Annotated in this window: 18 protein-coding genes; 8 read left to right on the top strand and 10 right to left on the bottom strand. The window is 51.9% G+C overall.

Annotated elements, in window-relative coordinates:
- Nucleotides 1–2: 2 nt before the first annotated feature.
- The 3 genes from QWY20_RS12195 to QWY20_RS12185 are packed head-to-tail and all read right to left on the bottom strand — an operon-like array spanning nt 3 to nt 2,252.
- The gene (locus tag QWY20_RS12195) at nt 3–1,010 is read right to left on the bottom strand and encodes a COX15/CtaA family protein (protein ID WP_330129285.1); all 1,008 of its coding nucleotides are present in this window, start codon (nt 1,008–1,010) and stop codon (nt 3–5) included.
- Nucleotides 1,007–1,531, bottom strand: a complete 525-nt coding sequence (locus tag QWY20_RS12190) for a hypothetical protein (RefSeq protein WP_330129284.1) — start codon at nt 1,529–1,531, stop codon at nt 1,007–1,009. Before QWY20_RS12190 ends, QWY20_RS12195 begins: the two co-directional genes overlap by 4 nt.
- Nucleotides 1,524–2,252 carry an SURF1 family protein gene (locus tag QWY20_RS12185; RefSeq protein ID WP_330129283.1) on the bottom strand — a complete coding sequence of 243 codons (729 nt, stop codon included), beginning with the start codon at nt 2,250–2,252 and terminating at the stop codon, nt 1,524–1,526. Before QWY20_RS12185 ends, QWY20_RS12190 begins: the two co-directional genes overlap by 8 nt.
- A 26-nt stretch (nt 2,253–2,278) precedes the next feature.
- Here QWY20_RS12185 and QWY20_RS12180 point away from each other — a divergent pair, with 26 nt between their 5' ends.
- Nucleotides 2,279–2,488 (top strand): DUF2909 domain-containing protein, encoded by a 210-nt coding sequence (locus QWY20_RS12180; RefSeq protein ID WP_091344010.1) that lies wholly within the window; start codon nt 2,279–2,281, stop codon nt 2,486–2,488.
- Nucleotides 2,489–2,541: 53 nt separating this feature from the next.
- On the opposite strand, the gene QWY20_RS12175 is transcribed toward QWY20_RS12180, so the two are convergent.
- The 5 genes from QWY20_RS12175 to lexA all read right to left on the bottom strand — a co-directional run bounded on the left by QWY20_RS12175 (nt 2,542) and on the right by lexA (nt 7,700).
- A complete protein-coding gene (locus tag QWY20_RS12175) occupies nt 2,542–3,420 on the bottom strand; it encodes a cytochrome c oxidase subunit 3 (protein WP_330129282.1) in 879 nt (292 codons plus the stop codon).
- Between the two features lie 2 nt (nt 3,421–3,422).
- Nucleotides 3,423–3,986 (bottom strand): cytochrome c oxidase assembly protein, encoded by a 564-nt coding sequence (locus QWY20_RS12170; RefSeq protein WP_330129281.1) that lies wholly within the window; start codon nt 3,984–3,986, stop codon nt 3,423–3,425.
- Nucleotides 3,987–3,995: 9 nt separating this feature from the next.
- Nucleotides 3,996–5,582, bottom strand: coding sequence for a cytochrome c oxidase subunit I (ctaD, locus tag QWY20_RS12165; protein WP_091344006.1), 1,587 nt, complete (start codon nt 5,580–5,582; stop codon nt 3,996–3,998).
- 3 nt (nt 5,583–5,585) lie between these two features.
- Entirely contained in the window at nt 5,586–6,728 is a 1,143-nt protein-coding gene (coxB, locus tag QWY20_RS12160) for a cytochrome c oxidase subunit II (protein WP_456237683.1), read from the bottom strand.
- Between the two features lie 348 nt (nt 6,729–7,076).
- Complete coding sequence (gene lexA, locus QWY20_RS12155; RefSeq protein ID WP_330129280.1) at nt 7,077–7,700, bottom strand: transcriptional repressor LexA; 624 nt, start codon at nt 7,698–7,700, stop codon at nt 7,077–7,079.
- A 135-nt stretch (nt 7,701–7,835) separates the two neighbouring features.
- Here lexA and plsB point away from each other — a divergent pair, with 135 nt between their 5' ends.
- Complete coding sequence (plsB, locus tag QWY20_RS12150; RefSeq protein WP_330129279.1) at nt 7,836–10,289, top strand: glycerol-3-phosphate 1-O-acyltransferase PlsB; 2,454 nt, start codon at nt 7,836–7,838, stop codon at nt 10,287–10,289.
- On the opposite strand, the gene tesB is transcribed toward plsB, so the two are convergent.
- A complete protein-coding gene (gene tesB / locus QWY20_RS12145; RefSeq protein ID WP_330129278.1) occupies nt 10,286–11,164 on the bottom strand; it encodes an acyl-CoA thioesterase II in 879 nt (292 codons plus the stop codon). The genes plsB and tesB overlap by 4 nt on opposite strands.
- A gap of 77 nt (nt 11,165–11,241) precedes the next feature.
- Between tesB and QWY20_RS12140 the strand changes: the two genes are divergently transcribed.
- Complete coding sequence (locus tag QWY20_RS12140) at nt 11,242–11,718, top strand: EVE domain-containing protein (RefSeq protein ID WP_330129277.1); 477 nt, start codon at nt 11,242–11,244, stop codon at nt 11,716–11,718.
- 37 nt (nt 11,719–11,755) lie between these two features.
- The gene (locus QWY20_RS12135; protein ID WP_330129276.1) at nt 11,756–11,995 is read left to right on the top strand and encodes a hypothetical protein; all 240 of its coding nucleotides are present in this window, start codon (nt 11,756–11,758) and stop codon (nt 11,993–11,995) included.
- Between the two features lie 68 nt (nt 11,996–12,063).
- Here QWY20_RS12135 and QWY20_RS12130 read toward each other — a convergent pair whose 3' ends face one another.
- On the bottom strand, nt 12,064–13,803 hold the full coding sequence (locus QWY20_RS12130; RefSeq protein WP_330129275.1) for a DUF885 domain-containing protein: 1,740 nt from the start codon (nt 13,801–13,803) through the stop codon (nt 12,064–12,066).
- Nucleotides 13,804–14,112: 309 nt separating this feature from the next.
- Between QWY20_RS12130 and QWY20_RS12125 the strand changes: the two genes are divergently transcribed.
- The 4 genes from QWY20_RS12125 (at nt 14,113) to ubiB (ending at nt 18,211) form a co-directional block, all read left to right on the top strand.
- Complete coding sequence (locus QWY20_RS12125; RefSeq protein WP_330129274.1) at nt 14,113–15,126, top strand: GGDEF domain-containing protein; 1,014 nt, start codon at nt 14,113–14,115, stop codon at nt 15,124–15,126.
- Between the two features lie 92 nt (nt 15,127–15,218).
- A complete protein-coding gene (gene ubiE / locus QWY20_RS12120; RefSeq protein ID WP_330129273.1) occupies nt 15,219–15,974 on the top strand; it encodes a bifunctional demethylmenaquinone methyltransferase/2-methoxy-6-polyprenyl-1,4-benzoquinol methylase UbiE in 756 nt (251 codons plus the stop codon).
- Complete coding sequence (locus QWY20_RS12115) at nt 15,974–16,579, top strand: ubiquinone biosynthesis accessory factor UbiJ (protein ID WP_330129272.1); 606 nt, start codon at nt 15,974–15,976, stop codon at nt 16,577–16,579. Before ubiE ends, QWY20_RS12115 begins: the two co-directional genes overlap by 1 nt.
- A 3-nt stretch (nt 16,580–16,582) precedes the next feature.
- Nucleotides 16,583–18,211, top strand: a complete 1,629-nt coding sequence (gene ubiB, locus QWY20_RS12110; RefSeq protein WP_330129271.1) for a ubiquinone biosynthesis regulatory protein kinase UbiB — start codon at nt 16,583–16,585, stop codon at nt 18,209–18,211.
- The last annotated feature ends 12 nt before the right edge of the window (nt 18,212–18,223 follow it).

Genomic DNA, 18,223 nt, shown 5'->3' with positions numbered 1-18,223 from the left:
GATCAAGTCTCCTGTTCCCTGGTGCGGTGTCTGAGTTGATACAGAATCACCACCATACAGAGCAATAAGTTGGCTCCGACAAAATTATGCGCCACGGCATTCAGCAGGGGCAGGTGCAGCACAATGTTCAATACACCCAAGACAAACTGTAGCAGTAAAATTGCCGCCAGCGCCAGCGCCAGTTTTTTCATCAAGGCTGTTTTCGCCTGTTGCCACAATAACCAGCTGAACAACCCTGTGATCAACAAGGTAATACCAGCACCAATGCGGTGAAATGCATGAATGGTTTGTCTGGCGTCCTGCGACATCACGCCAAATTCGTAATCGTCATAACCAAGATGCAGGCTGAATGCCTCCCCCAGCGCCAAGCGGCTGGCCCAGCCCGGCTCGCAGACCGGCAGTTCCAGGCAGGCCAGCGCTGCATAGTTGGCTGCGGTCCAGCCGCCTAAAGCAATTTGCAGCGCCACGACTATGGTCGTCAGTATTGCCAGCGGCTTTAATTTTTGTAGTTGCGGCTCCATGCCCTGCAACAACTCCGGGCGCAGCTGCAACCAATAAAGACCAAGTAAACAAAGTAACGTGAAGCCCCCCATCAAATGCGCCATCACCACGATCGGCAGCAAGCTGAGCGTAACGGTCCAGGCCCCCAGCGCAGCCTGAAAAATAACCAACACCGCCAACACACTGGGCAATAACCGGGGAGCACGGAGTTTGCCAAACCAGCTGATAAAGAAAATGGCAGCAATCATCAAGCCCAAAGTACCGGCAAAATACCGGTGAATCATCTCATTCCAGGCTTTAAAAGGCTCCAGTGGCCGCTCAGGAAAGGCCATTTCAGCCTGAGCAATACGGCTTTCTGTCATTGGTACCTTGATAAAGCCATAACAGCCGGGCCAGTCCGGGCAGCCAAGGCCAGCATCGGTTAGCCGGGTATAAGCACCCAGAATAATCACCACCATGGTGAGCAGGATGGTCCATGTGGACAGTTTTTGCAGCAATGTCTTGTTCATACCCGGATCCGATCGTAGTTCATCAGTTTCAGTAAATCGGTGCGAATGTCGCGGGCAATGTCCGCCGGTACATGCTCCGCATCAGGCAGTGGGTAACGCAGCAGCACCAGCCCCTGCACATCGACAATTACAATGTAATTTTCAATGGTAGCTGTGTCAGACTGAATTGGGTTTTGTTGCTGGAATACCGGGTACTGCTGCAACACTGCCTCGTCTTCTAGCGCCGCCAGCAACACCGGCTGTACCTGCACCTGCTTGCGACCTAGCCCAATAAAGAGTTGCTGCACCGTATGCAACCCCAGCTCGCAGCGCTGCCCGCATTCACCGGCCGGCACTACGGCTAAACGCCAGACCTTTTCGTGTGCTGCTAAAGCAGGCAGTGCAAATACCTCTTGCGGCATCCACTCACCTTTACTGACGGTACCGCCTTCAAACCAACCAAAATGCAGTGCCAACTTAGCCAGTAGCAAAGGCAACAAGCAGAGTGGCAGGAAAATACTCAGGAATTTCGTTTTATTCATTGGTGTCCTCTTTACGCAAACTGGCAGCCAGGGCTACGCCAAGCACAGCAACTGCCAGCAAGAACCATTGGATGGCATAACCCCGGTGCTTTTCCGGTGGCATCACCACCGGCTGATAATGGGGCAGAAAAGGGCTTGCTTCCATTTGGTAAATCACAGCAGCCAGTGCCGGCTCTGGCAGGTATGGGTTGACACTATCCAGTTCCACTTGCTGAATACGCATGGGCCAGTTATCGCCTTCCTCCAGATTTTGCCCCAGACGAAAACTACCAAACGAGGTTCTGACCACACCACGGATCGGCAAGTGCTCTGGGATAGTCAGTTCAGGCAACTCAGTACGGTTTGGCGGTGCTTCCACCCAGCCCAGATTCACCAGCACCGGCGGCTCAAAACGGTTAAATTGCACCGGAATAATCACATCGTAACCGATGCGTCCCTGTACCATCTTGTTGTCTTGCAGCCAGACCATGGGGGCAAGCCAGCGGCCTTCGTCGGCAAATTGCACCAAATCGACATCCGGCAATGGCAGCTGCCGCAATTGTTGCCAGTTGAGTGGGCCTTCTGCCTGCCAGCTGGCCAATTGTTGCAATTGACTGGCTTTCTCGCTAGCGCGGCTCAGTTGCCACCAGCCAAGCTTGATTAAAACGGCAAATACCGTCAAAGTGATCAGGAACCAGACCGGATGCACCGATACGGATGTACCCGCTACTCTAAATTGCATCGCACCAATCCAGGAGATCAGACACTATGTGGTTAAAGCTTGTCATCATCGCACTACTGCTCTTTATTGTATTTAATTTGTTCCGTGCGCTCTTTACCATGTTACGTAGCGAACAGGGCACTGTCCGCATGAGCCAGTTTCTGGGAAAGCGGGTGTTGTTTTCCGCACTGGCTTTACTGCTGATACTGGTGGCTCTCGCCACAGGTGTCCTGACACCCAATCCCCGCCCTTATTAACACCAAACTCCGTTCACAAGTAAGGGGTACACCGGGGCTGCTGCCCCGGTCCGTTAAAACACGTAGACCAAACAAAACACGATGATCCACACCACATCAACAAAGTGCCAGTACCAGGCGCCAGCCTGAAAAGCAAAATGCTTTTCTGGAGTGAAGTGTCCTTTCAGTACACGCAGCAGCACAAAGAACAGAATCAATGCACCAAGGAACACGTGCATGCCGTGAAAACCAGTCAGGATAAAGAAGGTATTGCCATAAATGCCTGAGTCCAGACGCAGCCCTAAATCCCGGTAAGCAAGCACGTATTCATAACCTTGTAAGCCAAGGAAAATAACCCCCAGTATCAAGGTAAGCAGCAGCATGCCGGTCAGTTGCTTGCGTTTATTCTGCTCGAGACCAGTATGGGCAAAATGCAGTGTTACCGATGAGGTGACCAGAATGATGGTGTTCACCAGTGGTAAGCCCCAGCCCATCGCCTGAGTTTCAGTGCCGCCTGGCGTAGTAAGCAAGGGCCAGACCGCTTCGAAATTCGGCCACAAAATTGCACCGGTCATTTCGTTATTGCTGGCGCCACCCAACCAGGGTACTGCGATAAAGCGGGCGTAAAACAAAGCCCCGATTAGCGCTGCAAAAAACATGATCTCAGACACGATAAACCAGCTCATGCCTTGCTTGAAGGAGCGATCCATCTGTGGGCTGTACAAGCCAGCCATCGACTCATCCACCACATTTTTAAACCAGCCGTACAGCATCACAAATAAAATCGCGACACCCAGCAGGAACATATAACCGCCCCAACCGCTCTGATCTTTGCTCATATCAATGACAAAGAAACCAGCGCCTAAGGCAATAAAGAACAAAGCAATGGCACCCACCAGTGGCCAGGGGCTTTGATCGGGCACATAATACTTTTGGTAGCCTTCGTTATTCATTGTTATTCCCCAAATTCTGTTGCAGTGTCCTGACCGCTGTCCTGCCATTGGTTGGTGACATCGTACAGGGTATAAGACAACGTAATGGTACTAAACTGTGCTGGCAGTGCCGGATCGACATAAAACTGCAATGGCATCAGCATATCGTTGCCACCGGCCAGGTACTGCTGGGTAAAGCAAAAGCACTCAATTTTATGAAAGAACAGTGCTGCCTGTCCCGGCGATACTGACGGAACGGCCTGGCCAACAATGGCACGGCCGGTCGGGTTTTCTGCCAGATAGTTCATAATGTGGATCTCGCCCGGATGCACTCGCATGCGGCGCACTTCAGGCTTGAAGATCCACGGCATCTGTTGATTGGGCCGGGCGATAAACTCAATGGTGATCTCCCGGCTGGTGTCAATAATGGCCGCTTCAGCCGATACCGGCTCGGACGCCGTTTTGCCATTGATGCCGGTGATGTCACAAAAGACGTCGTACAACGGCACCAAGGCATAGCCGAACGCAAACATGGCGACCACCAACAAGCTAAGCTTGCCAATCAGGGTGCTGTGCTTCGCATTCATAACGGTCTCCTACTTCACCTGAGGTGGGGTATCAAAGGTATGGTAAGGTGCCGGTGACGGTACTTCCCACTCCAGACCTTCGGCCCCTTCCCATGGCTTAGCCGGGGCTTTCTCACCACCGCGCGCGCACTTGATCACCACCCAAAGGAAGATCAATTGCGACAAGCCAAACAGGAAACCACCGACGCTGACAAAAGCATTGAAGTCAGCAAATTGCAGTGCATAGTCCGGAATACGGCGCGGCATACCCGCCAGGCCGACAAAGTGCATCGGGAAGAACAGCAGGTTGACCGAAATCAACGAGCACCAGAAATGCAGTTGGCCAAGCTTCTCATCGTACATATGGCCAGTCCATTTAGGCAGCCAGTAATAGACCGCTGCGACGATGGAGAAGACTGCACCGGATACCAGCACGTAATGGAAGTGCGCCACCACAAAGTAGGTGTCATGGTACTGGAAGTCGGCCGGGGTAATCGCCAGCATCACGCCCGACAAGCCACCAATGGTAAAGAGCACGATAAAGGCCAGCGCAAACATCATCGGCACTTCAAAGGTCATGGCACCGCGCCACATGGTTGCCACCCAGTTGAACACCTTCACCCCGGTGGGCACGGCTATCAACATTGTGGTGTACATAAAGAACAGCGTCGCGAACACCGGCATACCCGTGGTAAACATATGGTGCGCCCAGACCAAAAACGACAAGATGGCGATACTGGCAGTTGCATACACCATGGAGGCATAACCAAACAGTTTCTTGCGGGCAAAGGTAGGGACAATGGCTGAAACAATACCAAAGGCCGGCAAAATCATGATGTACACTTCCGGGTGACCGAAGAACCAGAAAATATGCTGGAACAACACAGGATCACCACCACCAGCCGCATCAAAGAAACTGGTGGCAAAGTATTTATCAGTCAACACCATGGTCACCACACCAGCCAGTACCGGCATCACCATAATCAGCAGGAAAGCGGTGATCAACCAGGTCCAGACAAAGAGTGGCAGCTTCATCCAGGTCATGCCTGGTGCCCGCATATTGACGATGGTCACAATGACGTTGATGGCGCCCATGATGGAGGAAATCCCCATAATGTGCACCGCAAACACAAACAATGCAGTGCTGTCATTGCTGTAAGTGGTGGATAGCGGGGCATAGAAAGTCCAGCCAAAATCAGGACCGCCGCCCGGCAAAAACATCGAGATAATCAGGATCAAAAACGCAAATGGCAGGATCCAGAAACTCCAATTGTTCATCCGTGGCAGCGCCATATCCGGTGCCCCAATCATCATCGGGATCATCCAGTTCGCCAGGCCGGTAAAGGCTGGCATCACAGCGCCGAACACCATGATCAAACCATGCATGGTGGTCATTTGATTAAAGAATTGCGGGTCGACAAATTGCAAGCCGGGCTGGAACAACTCCAGCCGGATCACCATGGCCATGGCACCGCCTAAGAAAAACATCGCCAGCGCAAAAATCAGATACAGGCTGCCAATGTCTTTGTGATTGGTGGTAAACAGCCATCGTTTGATGCCGGTTGGCTTGTGATCATGATGCTCATCATGATGATCTGCAGTGGTTACTGTGCTCATGCCTTATTCCCCCTTGCCCTGCATGTACTCATAGACTTCAACCGCCTGCACCACATCGCCGGTATCATTACCCCAGGCGTTACGGGTGTAGGTGATCACTGAGGTCAGCTCACGCAAGCTAAGCTGACGGGCAAAAGATGCCATCGAAGTCCCAGGCCGGCCATCGACCATCACCTTGATGTGCTCGGCACGATCCTTCGTGGTAACATGGTTGTCTTTTAATGCCGGGAACATCGGTGGTAAACCCGTACCATTTGGTTGGTGACAGGCAGCGCAGTGCGCCAGATAGACCCGCTCACCCAGCGCCATTTGCTCATCGATATTCATCCGTAGCGCCAATAAGCGCTGCTCTTCTTCACGAATGGCGGCAATACGGGCTTCTTCCTGCTCGACCCATTTGGCAAAGTCGTCTGGCTCTTTGGCAATCACCACAATCGGCATAAAGCCATGATCCATACCACACAGCTCGGCACACTGACCACGGTAAATACCGGGCTCATTGACCTGAGTCCATGCTTCGTTAATAAAGCCTGGGTTGGTATCTTTTTTGATGGCAAAAGCAGGCACCCACCAGGAGTGAATCACATCATCAGAGGTCATCAGGAAACGGATTTTCTTGCCGGTTGGGATCACCAAGGGACGGTCGACTTCCAGCAGGTAGTTTTCCCCTTTTGGCAAACGGCCTTCTATCTGACCGCGTGGTGTAGCCAAAATGGAGAAGTAATCGATGTCGTAATCCAGATACTCGTAATGCCAGCGCCACTGAGAGCCGGTAATCAATACAGTTACATCTGAGTCACTGGTATCCTCCATCGCTATCAGCACCCGGGTTGCCGGAATCGCCATCACAATCAGGATCAGCACCGGAATCGCCGTCCAGATGATCTCGACTTTGGTGCTTTCATGGAAAGTGGCAGGTGTTACGCCACGGGATTTTCGATGCAGGATAATGGACACAAACATCGCGGTGAATACCACCAGACCAATAGCGCAGCAGATCCAAAAAATCGTCATATGCAGGTCATACACCTGCTGACTGATATCGGTTACTCCAGGGGTCATGTTAAACTGAGATCCAGTTGCATGAGCCTGGCCTGCCAACAACAAGGCCGGTAGCGACCAACGCCAACTTCTCGTTTTCGCCACGTTTACTTCTCCTCTGACATTTTGCAAAAAGCAAACTGCCGAAACGAAGCACACGGTACTACCCTAATCCATGCCGACATTTCGCAATTGCTGATTTGAATTTATTGTAATTATTTATCGCAACGCTTTGACACAACCAACTTGGGTTTGACAACTATCAAAGTTTTACGGAACCGAAGCCATACCTTTTTTGGTACTTATTTTTTCACCAGTTCTCGCCTAAGAATTATCCAAATCGCGCTCAGTGTAAACCCCTAAATAGCAAAAGCGCCGGCAAAACCAAGTGGTCGTACCAGCGCTCTTTCTATTTTTTCTGTCAGTAGCTTAGCAAGTTGCTGTCACAACTCCCTACAGCCAACTGCCATTTCGGATCACGCCAACTGCCAAGCCTTCAATCTGAAACTCCTGCTGACTGAGATCCACCTGAATCACGTCGAAATCCTGATTCTCCGGATGCAGCAGCACCGTATTGCCCTGCCGTTCGAAACGCTTAACAGTGACCTCCTCGCCAACACGAGCTACCACCACCTGGCGCTGCTCCGCCCGATTGGTCTTGTGCACCGCCAGCAAGTCACCATCCAGAATGCCGATATCCTGCATGCTCATGCCCTGTACCCGCAACAAAAAATCAGCATGAGGCTTAAACAAATGCGCATCCAGTTGATAATGATCCTGAATATTTTCTGCCGCCAATATGGGCTGGCCCGCAGCAACCTTGCCAACTAACGGCAAGCCCAGTTGCTCTGGCGCCGCCTCTTCATCATCAATAATACGCAGGCCGCGGGAGGTACCGGGCAACATCTCAATCACCCCTTTGCGTGCCAGGGCTTTTAAATGCTCTTCGGCGGCATTGGCCGATTTAAAACCAAGTTGACGGGCAATTTCCGCCCGGGTCGGTGGCATGCCGGTTTCGGCCTGATAATCACGCAGCAACTGTAAAATTTCGGCCTGACGTGCAGTAAGTGGTCTCATAGTGCTGGTTACCTATACAGTGAATACTGTCAGTATATACAGCCTTTGGTAAAATGCCAAGTCGAATCAGCCTGAGACTGCCGCCATCCATCTGCCCATGCTAGAATTACGGTTTTGCTTTAACGGATATGCGCTATGTTGCTGCGACTCAAGTGGTTCGCATCCTTGTTAAAATGGCCCCTGCGCCCTCTGGTGCGCTTTAAGTTACTGCCCGCCGATCCAGTTGCTGATTTGCAACTGGATACTGATCGGCCGATTTTGTATATCTGCCATACTGAGTCGGCCAGTGATCTGGCCTGCTTACGTAGAGTCTGTCTGCAGCTGGGTTTGCCCGACCCGCTTAGTAAAGTGCGATTAGGCCAGGAGCAACACGATCGGATTTTGTTTTTGGAAAAGCCACACCGCCTGATCGGGGGCCGGCCTAAAACCAAAGCACTGCAACAAGGTCTGGCTCTGCTGCAGGCCCACCAACAACAGCCTGAACTGCAGGCACAGTTGATCCCGGCAGCCATTTTATGGGGCCGCACCCCCGGCAAGGAAAACAGTATTAAATGGCTGCTGGGTGAAGCCCATTCGCCAAACTGGTTAGCAAAACTGCTGATCGTGCTGGTATCCGGTCGCCATACCTTGATCCGTTTTAGTCCAGCAGTGCAGTTGCAGCAGATGGCGGCACAATTTGGTGCCAACCCTGTGGTTGCCCGTAAGCTGCTTCGAATGTCACGCATTCATTTTTACCGGCAGCGACTGGCCGCCACCGGCCCACGCCTGATGAGCCGTAACCAGTTGCAGCATGCGATCCTGGCACGGCCAGCCGTTAAAAAGGTGATTGCCGATGAAGCCAAATCCCAGCATGTCTCCGTTGATAAAATCCGGCAAAGGGCCCGCAAATTGCTGCAGGAAATTGCTGCCGATTATCGCGAGTCGACCCTTCGGGTTGGCGATCGGGTGCTGAGCTGGTTATGGCACAAGCTCTACCATGGCCTGCACATTAATCATGGCAAGCAGCTGCAGCAGCTGGCGCAAAAAGGTCATGAAATTGTGTATGTGCCTTGCCATCGCAGCCATATGGATTACCTGCTGCTCAGCTATGTCATTTATCATCAGGGTTTGGTGCCGCCACACATTGCGGCTGGCGTAAATCTGAACTTTTGGCCAGCCGGTCCTATCTTTCGCCGCGGCGGCGCCTTTTTTATCCGCCGCAGTTTTAGCGGCGATAAGCTCTACTCCACCGTATTTCGTGAGTACCTGAGCCAGCTATTTAACAAAGGGTACGCCGTGAAGTTTTACCCGGAGGGTGGGCGCAGCAGAACCGGGCGGCTACTGACCCCAAAAACCGGCATGCTGGCGATGACGGTGCAAACCCTGCTGCAGGGTACCGATCGGCCTATCACGCTGGTGCCGGTGTATCTGGGTTACGAGCATGTGATGGAGGTAAATACCTACCTGAGCGAACTAAAAGGCTCAGCCAAACAAAAAGAGTCGGTATTTGGTGTCTTTAAAGCCATTCGTAAATTACGTAATTACGGCTTTGGTTACATCAACTTTGCTGAGCCAATTTCGCTCAATAGCTATCTGACCGAACGGGTACCAGACTGGAAACGCCTGCGTGAATACAGCACGGTGCCTAAACCAGCCTGGTTAGGGGGCGTTGTCGATGAGCTGGCAAGCGATATTATGGTGCATATCAACCAATCCGCGGCTTTGAATGCCGTCAATCTGATTGCCTTGGTGTTGCTGGCCACCCGGCATAAAGCATTAGCGCGCTCAGAGCTCGAACAACAGTTAGAGCTCTATATCCGCTTGCAGCAATGCCTGCCGTACCACAGCCGCATCAGCTTACCGGAGCAAAGCCCGGCCGAGATGATTGAGCATGCCCTGGCCCTTGGCAAAATTCAGCAAAGCAGCGATCATTTTGGCCACATCATCACATTGGAGCCGGAGCAGGCCATTCTGCTCAGTTACTTTCGCAACAACATTATTCATTTGTTTATTTTGCCGGCCATCCTGGCATCGGCGTTGTTACGCCAACGGGATCTAAGTGGACAACAACTGGCTGATACCATAGCTCTGCTTTATCCCTTGCTGGCGACCGAGCTTTACCTGAAAACGGAGCACCGTACTTTATCCGGCCAGGTGCTGGATTTTATGGCTGAAACCGGCTTAATTGAACAGGCAGAGCATGGCCCCCGGCCGGTGCCGCAACAAGATGTCGGTTATCGGCAGTTGGGCCTTTTGGCGGGCATCGCTACCGATACCTTGCAGCGCTATGCCATCGTGCTCAACCTGTTACAACAAGGCTCTGGCTGGCAGCGCGCGCAGCTGGAACAACAAAGCCAGGCTTTGGCTGGCCGGCTGCTGACGCTGCACGGCATTACCGCACCCGAGTATCTGGATAAGCAGCTGTTTGCCACTTTAATCAAAGCACTGCGTCAGCAACAGCAACTGCAAGTGGCCGAAGATGGCAGCCTGCATGCAACCGCCAGGTTAAGTATACTGACGCAGACCGTGAATGCCATGCTGCACTCCGATGTGCTGCAAAGCATTCAACGCTTGGTACTCAGTTGTGACCAGTGTCAGCAAGCCGGTTAAACCGGCTTTGCCACCACCGGATATTGCCGGATTACCCCTTCCTGCATGGTGGAGGCTACCAAACGGCCGGCACGATCATAAAACTGACCGCGAACCAGACCACGGCCACCGGAGGCACTTGGGCTGTCGACGGCATAAAGCAGCCAGTCATCAAAACGGAAATCCTGATGAAACCACATGGCATGATCGATGGTAGCCACCTGCATATTAGGCGCTAAAAATGAACGGCCATGCGGCTGCAAGGCAGTAGGCAGAAAGTTAAAATCCGAGGCATACGCCAGCAAGTATTTATGCACCCGCAAATCATCCGGCATGGTGCCATTGGCTTTAAACCAGACATAACGTTTGGGCGCGCTTTGCTTGGGCTCGAATGGGTTCTGAAAATCAACCGGCCGCATCTCAATCGGTTTTTCGCAGATAAACTTACTGCGCAATGCTTCCGGGATCTTATCGGCATGCTGCTGGTAAAAATCTAAATCCGACACCAGTTCATCCGGCCCTGGCACCTCTGGCATTGCATCCTGGTGCTCAAAGCCTTCCTCTTCGCGCTGAAACGAAGCCGTCATGTAAAAAATGGCCTTACCAAACTGAATGGCCCTAACCCGGCGCGTGCTGAAGCTTTTGCCATCACGGATACTTTCGACCTCATACACTATGGGCTTACTGGCATCGCCTGGCCGTAAAAAATAGGAGTGAAACGAGTGCACCTTGCGATCTTCATCGATGGTGGCTTTGGCGGCGGATAACGCCTGCCCCATCACCTGGCCGCCAAACACCGCTTTAAAGCCCAGGTCCTGACTTTGCCCACGATACAGTCCAAGCTCTATTGGCTCCAGTTTCAGTAACGACAACAACTTATCCAATACCTGACTCATACACCCTGCTTTTACTTTATCTACTGCGACGGTAGCGCTAGTATAACAACAAATCCATTCAGGGTAGCACCTACACCATGGCTTATTGGTTGTTTAAAACCGAACCGGATGAACTCAGCATTGATGATCTGGCAGCAGAACCTGAACGCAGCTTTCTGTGGGATGGCGTGCGCAACTATCAGGCACGGAACTTTTTACGGGATCTGGTCCAACTGGGCGATCAAGTATTTATCTACCATTCCAGCTGTAAACCACCGGGTATTGCCGGCATTGCCAGCATCAGCCGGGCAGCCTACCCGGATCCCAGTCAGTTCAAACCCGATAGCCCGTACTTTGATGCCAAATCCAATCCACAAACACCACGCTGGGTAGCAGTCGATGTTAAATTTGAACAAAAATTTGCTCAGTTTCTAACGCTAGACAAGTTAAAAAAAATCGGTACACTGGATCAGATGCCATTGGTCAGGAAAGGCAACCGCTTATCGGTCATGCCCGTGACAGAGCAAGAATGGCGTACTATTCTCAGCCTGACAGCATTGTCCAATCAGGACTGAATCTTTTTCGACGCAACTGAAAATAGGGTGTGTACACATGCAAGCAGCACTTATTGAAAGGCGCCAGTCGAACAGGGAGATGCAACAAATCTGGGATGAGCTCAATCTGGCACAAAAATTCTCGGTAGCTGAATTACAGCGTTATGGCTACGAACTCGCTTTTGTAAGACATTCCACCACTGGCAACCTGGCCGTATTACTGGCTGGGAATCGGGTCGCAGCCATCGATCAAGATGGTGAAATCGATACAGAGCCTAAAATCACCGTTCGACATTAAACGTTGAATCAAGTTAAAAAACAGCAGCCAAGGCTGCTGTTTTGCTTTGGTAAAATCAATAACAATACTCAGCGCGTATTCTTTTCCGCAATGTACTGGCGGATCTGTTGTTCCAATACCTGCAGAGGCACACTACCGTTCTTCAGTACCTGGTGGTGGAACTCACGTACATCAAAGTCATCTCCCAGGGCTTGCTCGGCTTCCTGGCGCAGCCTACGTATCGTTAACTCACCCAGCTTGTAGGAGAGCGCCTGCCCGGGCCAGCTGATGTAACGATCGATTTCAGTCACCACATTGTGCATCGACAAAGCGCTGTTGCTGGCCAAGAAATCGATGGCCTCTTGCCGGCTCCAGCCTTTGGCATGCAGTCCGGTATCCACCACTAAACGCACCGCCCGCCACATTTCAAAAGACAGACGTCCGAAGTTGTCGTATGGATTTTGGTAAAAGCCCATCTCCAGGCCCAGGTACTCGGCATACAAGCCCCAGCCTTCACCAAAAGCCGAGGTATAAAAGCTACGGCGATAATCCGGCAGCTGTTCCATCTCCTGCGACAGTGCAATTTGCAAATGATGACCAGGCACGGCTTCATGCAGTGTCAGAGCTTCCATTTCATACAGAGGCCGGCGATTCAGCGCATAGGTATTGACCCAATAGTAACCGGCATCCCGATCCGTATTGGCGCTTAAATAACGACCAGTGGTGTATTTAGGGGCAATTTCATCCGGTACCGGTGCTACCCCATAAGGCGTCCTTGGCAGCGTTTCACGCAGAAAAAAGCGAGGCAAGGCTGCGTCAGCTTTTTTCGACAGATAAGCCGCGTAATGCATGAGTTGTTGCGGCGTTTCGGCGTAAAACTTCGGATCGGTTCGTAAGTAATCGACAAAATCAGCAAAACTGCCTTCAAAACCCAATGAATCTATCACCTGCTGCATTTCAGCCCGGATGCGGGCAACTTCGTCCAAGCCGATCTGATGAATTTCGGCCGGTGTCATCTGCAGCGTGGTGTAGTGCTCCAACCGGTTCTGGTAGTAAGCACGGCCATCGGGTAACTCACTGGCTCCAATGCTTTGACGGGCATTGGGGTAATACTCGCCAACAAAGAACTCATAAAATGCCTGATAACTCGGATTGACCGCTTCGTTAATCAGCGCCTTTGCCTGGGCCGTCAACTGCTGCCAGTCGGCATCCGAGATGCTGTCCGGCTGCCTTCGAAAGGGGGTATAAAATACATTCTGCTCCGGCTGCTCAGTGACATAAGCACTGATGCTTTCTTCAAAGCCTGTCAGCACAGCCTGAGGCTGGGTCATGCCATCGGCCAGTCCCTGCCGCATCCACTGCATCTGCTGTTCGAAATACGCGGGCATTTGAGCCAGCTGGCTGAGGTAATTGTCAAAATCACTTTTTTGTCTGAAGCCACCCCGTTGGGCCATAAAAGCCAGGCTGTTGTGAAAGCCAGACTCTGCTGTCAGCGGCATCCGCTGTGCGCCAAAACGGTACTGATCATAACTGTTCGCCAGGCGATAGCGCAAAATTGCATGGTTGATCTGATTTTGCTTAGAGAGGCCAGAGAGATCCATAGCGTCCAACTGCTGCAACCAGTCGCGGCGCTCAGCAGCCAATTCAGCCAGTCGCTCGGCTGATATATCCGCTAATTGGCCTGGCTGCGGGCGACTTCGCTCTTGCTCGGCTTGCCACAACTCGGCTGCAAAGCTGCTAAAGGCCTGATCAGACATCGCTGGAGCTGTTGCCTGACTGGCGCAACCGAGCAGCAAGGTCATGGAGGCAGCTAAAATCATTATTCGCATGGGGTACCCTCTGTTTCTTGTTTGTAAATGAATTCTACCGTGAACACCACTCAAATCCAGTCTCTATCAACGCTTACAGCAGACAGTTAAACGCATTTTCACTGAGCTTTCCTGTACAACAATCACTTTGCCAGTCAGAATGCGGCGAAATGTTAAAAAACACTTGGCTAACGCTCTGGAAGTCGCTATGTTATAGAAAATTACAAGCGATACGTTTGCTTTGCCAAGCAAAACAACAAGTCGCGTAGTCATCGATGTATCATTACTGCGCTAGGTTTAATGTAGTATCCAAACGGAGTTTACCTTGTCATGATGTATAATGACCCGGTTGCCCTGGCACGAGAAAAATCGTCTCAGGCGGCGGCTTTCCTGTTAAGGCACAATTTAGCGCCTCACCCGGTCAATTATACCGTCAGCTATGAATACAGTAGTGGCCAAAATGCAGGCTTGTGTCAAGCCATAGAGCAGCGCGTTGCCGCCAGGCTGCCTTTTGATGACTTTATCATGGCAGAGCTATACAGCCACTGGATCGAAAAATCCCATCAACAAAATGAACAGCTGGTGCAACGGGTTAGCACCATGGTCACCCGTTTATCTGGTTGTACCGATCTGGCTCATGAAGCCACCAATGATTATCTTGAGTTATTGGATCATCAATTACCTGAACTCAGCAGCAGCGACCCGGCATTAAAATTGAATATGATGCAGCTGATAGAAGCGACTGAGAAAGTCCGGCGCTGCCATTTACAGCTGAATCAACAACTGGAGCTGGCCAATCAGCAAAGCCACCAGCTGCGTACTGAGCTGAAGGAAGTGAAGCAGCTAAGGCTGTTGGATCCGCTGACCGGCCTGTATAACCGGCTGGCGATGCAGGAGCACCTGGAGCTCTGGCTTACCGAGCAACCAGAACGACAAATTGCAGCTATTGCGGTAGATTTAGATCACTTCCGCCAATTCAATCAAGACTATGGCGATACCATTGGTGACGTTATTTTAAGCAAGGTAGCCCGTAAAGTACGTAGCTATGTGCAAGACAGTGGCCTGCCGGTGCGGGCCGGTGGCGAAGAGTTTCTGATCCTGCTACCGGATGTTGACTTGCGAACTGCCGGTGAAATTGCCGAGCAAGTGCGGAAAGGAGTAGAAAAACTGCGCTTTGTGTCATCACGCAGTAAAAAGACCCTGCCCAAAGTGACCATCTCGCTTGGTGTCTCCTTGTATCAGGCGAAAGAAAACTGGCAACAATTTTTAGCCAGAACCAGTCAAATTCTGCAAATCGCCAAACACCGCGGCCGCAACCAGGTCGCAACAGAAACCATGCTGTAATACAGTAGCGGCCGCTGAGAAATACAGTTCCGTTGGCGTCTTGCTGCCAGATCTTTTACACTAGCGACTGAATTTATCTGCAAGGCTCTGACATGTCCGACAGCAACCAAAAAACCACCCACTTTGGCTACAAAACCGTGGCAGAAGACGACAAGGTCTCGCTGGTCGCCAATGTATTTCACTCAGTAGCCGCCAAGTACGATGTGATGAACGATGTGATGTCGTTCGGTATCCACCGGCTGTGGAAACGCTTTACTATCGACTGCAGTGCGGTCCGGCCTGGGCAAAAGGTATTGGATCTGGCCGGCGGCACCGGTGATTTGACCGCCTTATTTTCAAAGCGGGTTGGCCCCTCTGGCAAGGTAGTACTGGCGGATATCAATGCCTCCATGCTGGCAGTAGGCCGTGATAAATTGCGCGATCAGGGGCTGGTGGATAACATCGAGTATGTACAGGCCAATGCCGAAGCACTGCCCTTTGCTGATAACAGCTTTGACATTATTACCATCGCCTTTGGCCTGCGCAATGTTACCAACAAAGATGCAGCCCTTGCATCGATGTTCCGGGTGCTAAAACCTGGTGGCCGCTTGCTGGTGTTGGAGTTTTCCAAACCACAATCCGAGTTGCTGACCAAAGCCTACGACTTTTATTCGTTCAATCTACTGCCCAAAATGGGCCAGTTGGTCGCTGGTGATGCCGAAAGCTACCAGTATCTGGCCGAGTCCATTCGTATGCATCCGGACCAGGCTACCCTGCAACACATGATGGAGCAGGCAGGCTTTGCCGAGGTGAGTTATCACAATCTGACCGGCGGCATTGTCGCTTTGCATCGGGGTTACAAATTCTGATGCTGCAGCTGGCTCCCCAATTGCTCTGTGGTCTGGCCGAAAAAGCATTGGCAGAGGTTATTGCCATGGATCCGGCGGCTGCAGCCAGGTTGCAACGTTTGGCTGGCCGGCAGTTGGCGTTTCAATTGACTGAGTTCGACTGGCGCTTGGTGCTGACTGCGACCACAAACAGCCTGCTGTTGAATCTGCATCAGGAAGCAGTGGATTGTGCCATTCGGGCTGATCTGACCAGCCTGAAACAGTTACGCGATCCCAACCAACTGACTCACCTGATCAAAAGCGATGCGGTGCAGATTGATGGTGATATTCAGGTAGCCCAACAATTCAGCAGCTTTTTTCAGCAGCTGCAACCCGACTGGCAAGCCAAAGCTGCCTTGTATCTTGGTGATGGCCTGACCCATAAGCTAAACCGGGTGCTGCAGCAGCTCAGCGCCCTGATCAGTGCAAAACAACAAGCCCTCCAGCAGATGAGCCTGGAGCTGGCACAAGATGAGCTACAGCTGACGCCGCACCGGCTTGAAATTGAACAATTCAGTGCAGAAGTGAGCCAGTTGCATGCCCGGCTGGAACGGCTGCAACATCAACTGAAACCATGGCAGGAGTAACCGATGCGTATCGGTCGGTTTTATCAGATCCAAAAAACATTATTGCAATACGGCCTGGATGAACTGGTCCCCATCAAGCACCGCCCCTGGTACATGCGGCTGCTGCGCAAAAGTGCTTTCTGGCTGCGCAACCAACATCCACACGCCCCACAAGGGGTACGATTGCGCTTAGCACTGCAAAGCCTGGGGCCGGTGTGGATTAAACTTGGTCAAATGCTCTCTACCCGACGTGATCTGTTGCCAGCAGAGTGGGCCGATGAACTGGCAAAACTGCAGGACAAAGTCGCGCCCTTCCCCGGTGAGCAAGCCCAGGCCCTGATTGAGCAGGCGATGGGATTGCAACACATTCACGATAAGTTCAGTGATTTTTCCTTGCAACCGCTCGCCTCCGCCTCCATTGCCCAGGTGCATGCCGCAAAAATGAAGCAAACCGATGGCCCGGATGCCGATGTGGTGGTCAAAGTGATCCGCCCGGGCATCCGCAAGCAAATTCTGGCCGATTTATCGCTGATGGAAACTGCTGCTGAAGCCGCTGCCCGCTTTTTACCGGATGGTAAACGCCTGCGACCGCGCGAGGTAGTAGCCGAGTACCGCAAAACCATTCTCGATGAGCTAGACTTACAGCGCGAAGCTGCCAACGCCATTCAGTTACGCCGTAACTTTATGGACTCCGACTCACTGTATATTCCTTATGTCTACAGCGACGATTGCCGCAACAACGTGATGGTGATGGAGCGTATTTATGGCATTCCGGTTTCCGATATTGCCGCCCTGGAAGCTCAGGGCACCGATATGGAGCTACTGGCCAAACGGGGTGTTGAGGTATTTTTTACCCAGGTATTTCGTGACAGCTTTTTTCATGCCGATATGCACCCAGGCAATATTTTTGTCTCGCGCGAGCATCCACAAAACCCCAAGTACATTGGTATCGACTGCGGTATCGTGGGCACACTCAACAGTGAAGACAAGCGCTATCTGGCGGAAAACTTCGTCGCTTTCTTCAACCGCGATTACCGTAAAGTGGCCCAGTTACACCTGGACTCGGGTTGGGTGCCAGCAGATACCAATGTGGAAGAGTTCGAGAGTGCCATCCGCACCGTCTGTGAACCCATATTTCAAAAGCCATTGGCCGATATCTCTTTCGGGCATGTGCTGCTGAACCTTTTTAACACGGCCCGACGCTTTAATATGCAGGTGCAGCCGCAATTGGTGCTGCTGCAAAAAACCTTGCTGTACATCGAGGGGCTTGGCCGGCAGCTTTATCCGCAACTTGATCTGTGGAAAACCGCCAAGCCTTTCCTGGAAAACTGGCTACAACAGCAAATGGGCTTGCCTGCACTTTGGCGGCAACTGAAAGAGAACGCCCCTTTCTGGGCCGAAAAGCTTCCCCAGATGCCAACGCTGCTGCATCGCGCTTTGGAACAACTGCCTAAACAGCAGCAGGCGATATCCGAATTACTGGTTCAGCAACTGCAACAACGCCAGCAACAACAAAGCCGATTGCTGGCGACCATAGCCGCTGGCTCACTGCTAATAGCCACCTGTATACTGCTAAGCACCGGAGGTCTGCTCACTACCGCAATGGCAGCAACTGGCGCTTTATTTTTTGCTGCGAAAGCAGTATGGTCGTAACCTGAATTGATT

This window comes from Alkalimonas cellulosilytica, from assembly GCF_036325985.1.
Classification (GTDB): domain Bacteria; phylum Pseudomonadota; class Gammaproteobacteria; order Enterobacterales; family Alteromonadaceae; genus Alkalimonas; species Alkalimonas cellulosilytica.
The sequence above is the reverse complement of the archived record's forward strand: the minus strand, read 5'-3'. Positions and strand labels throughout refer to the sequence as shown.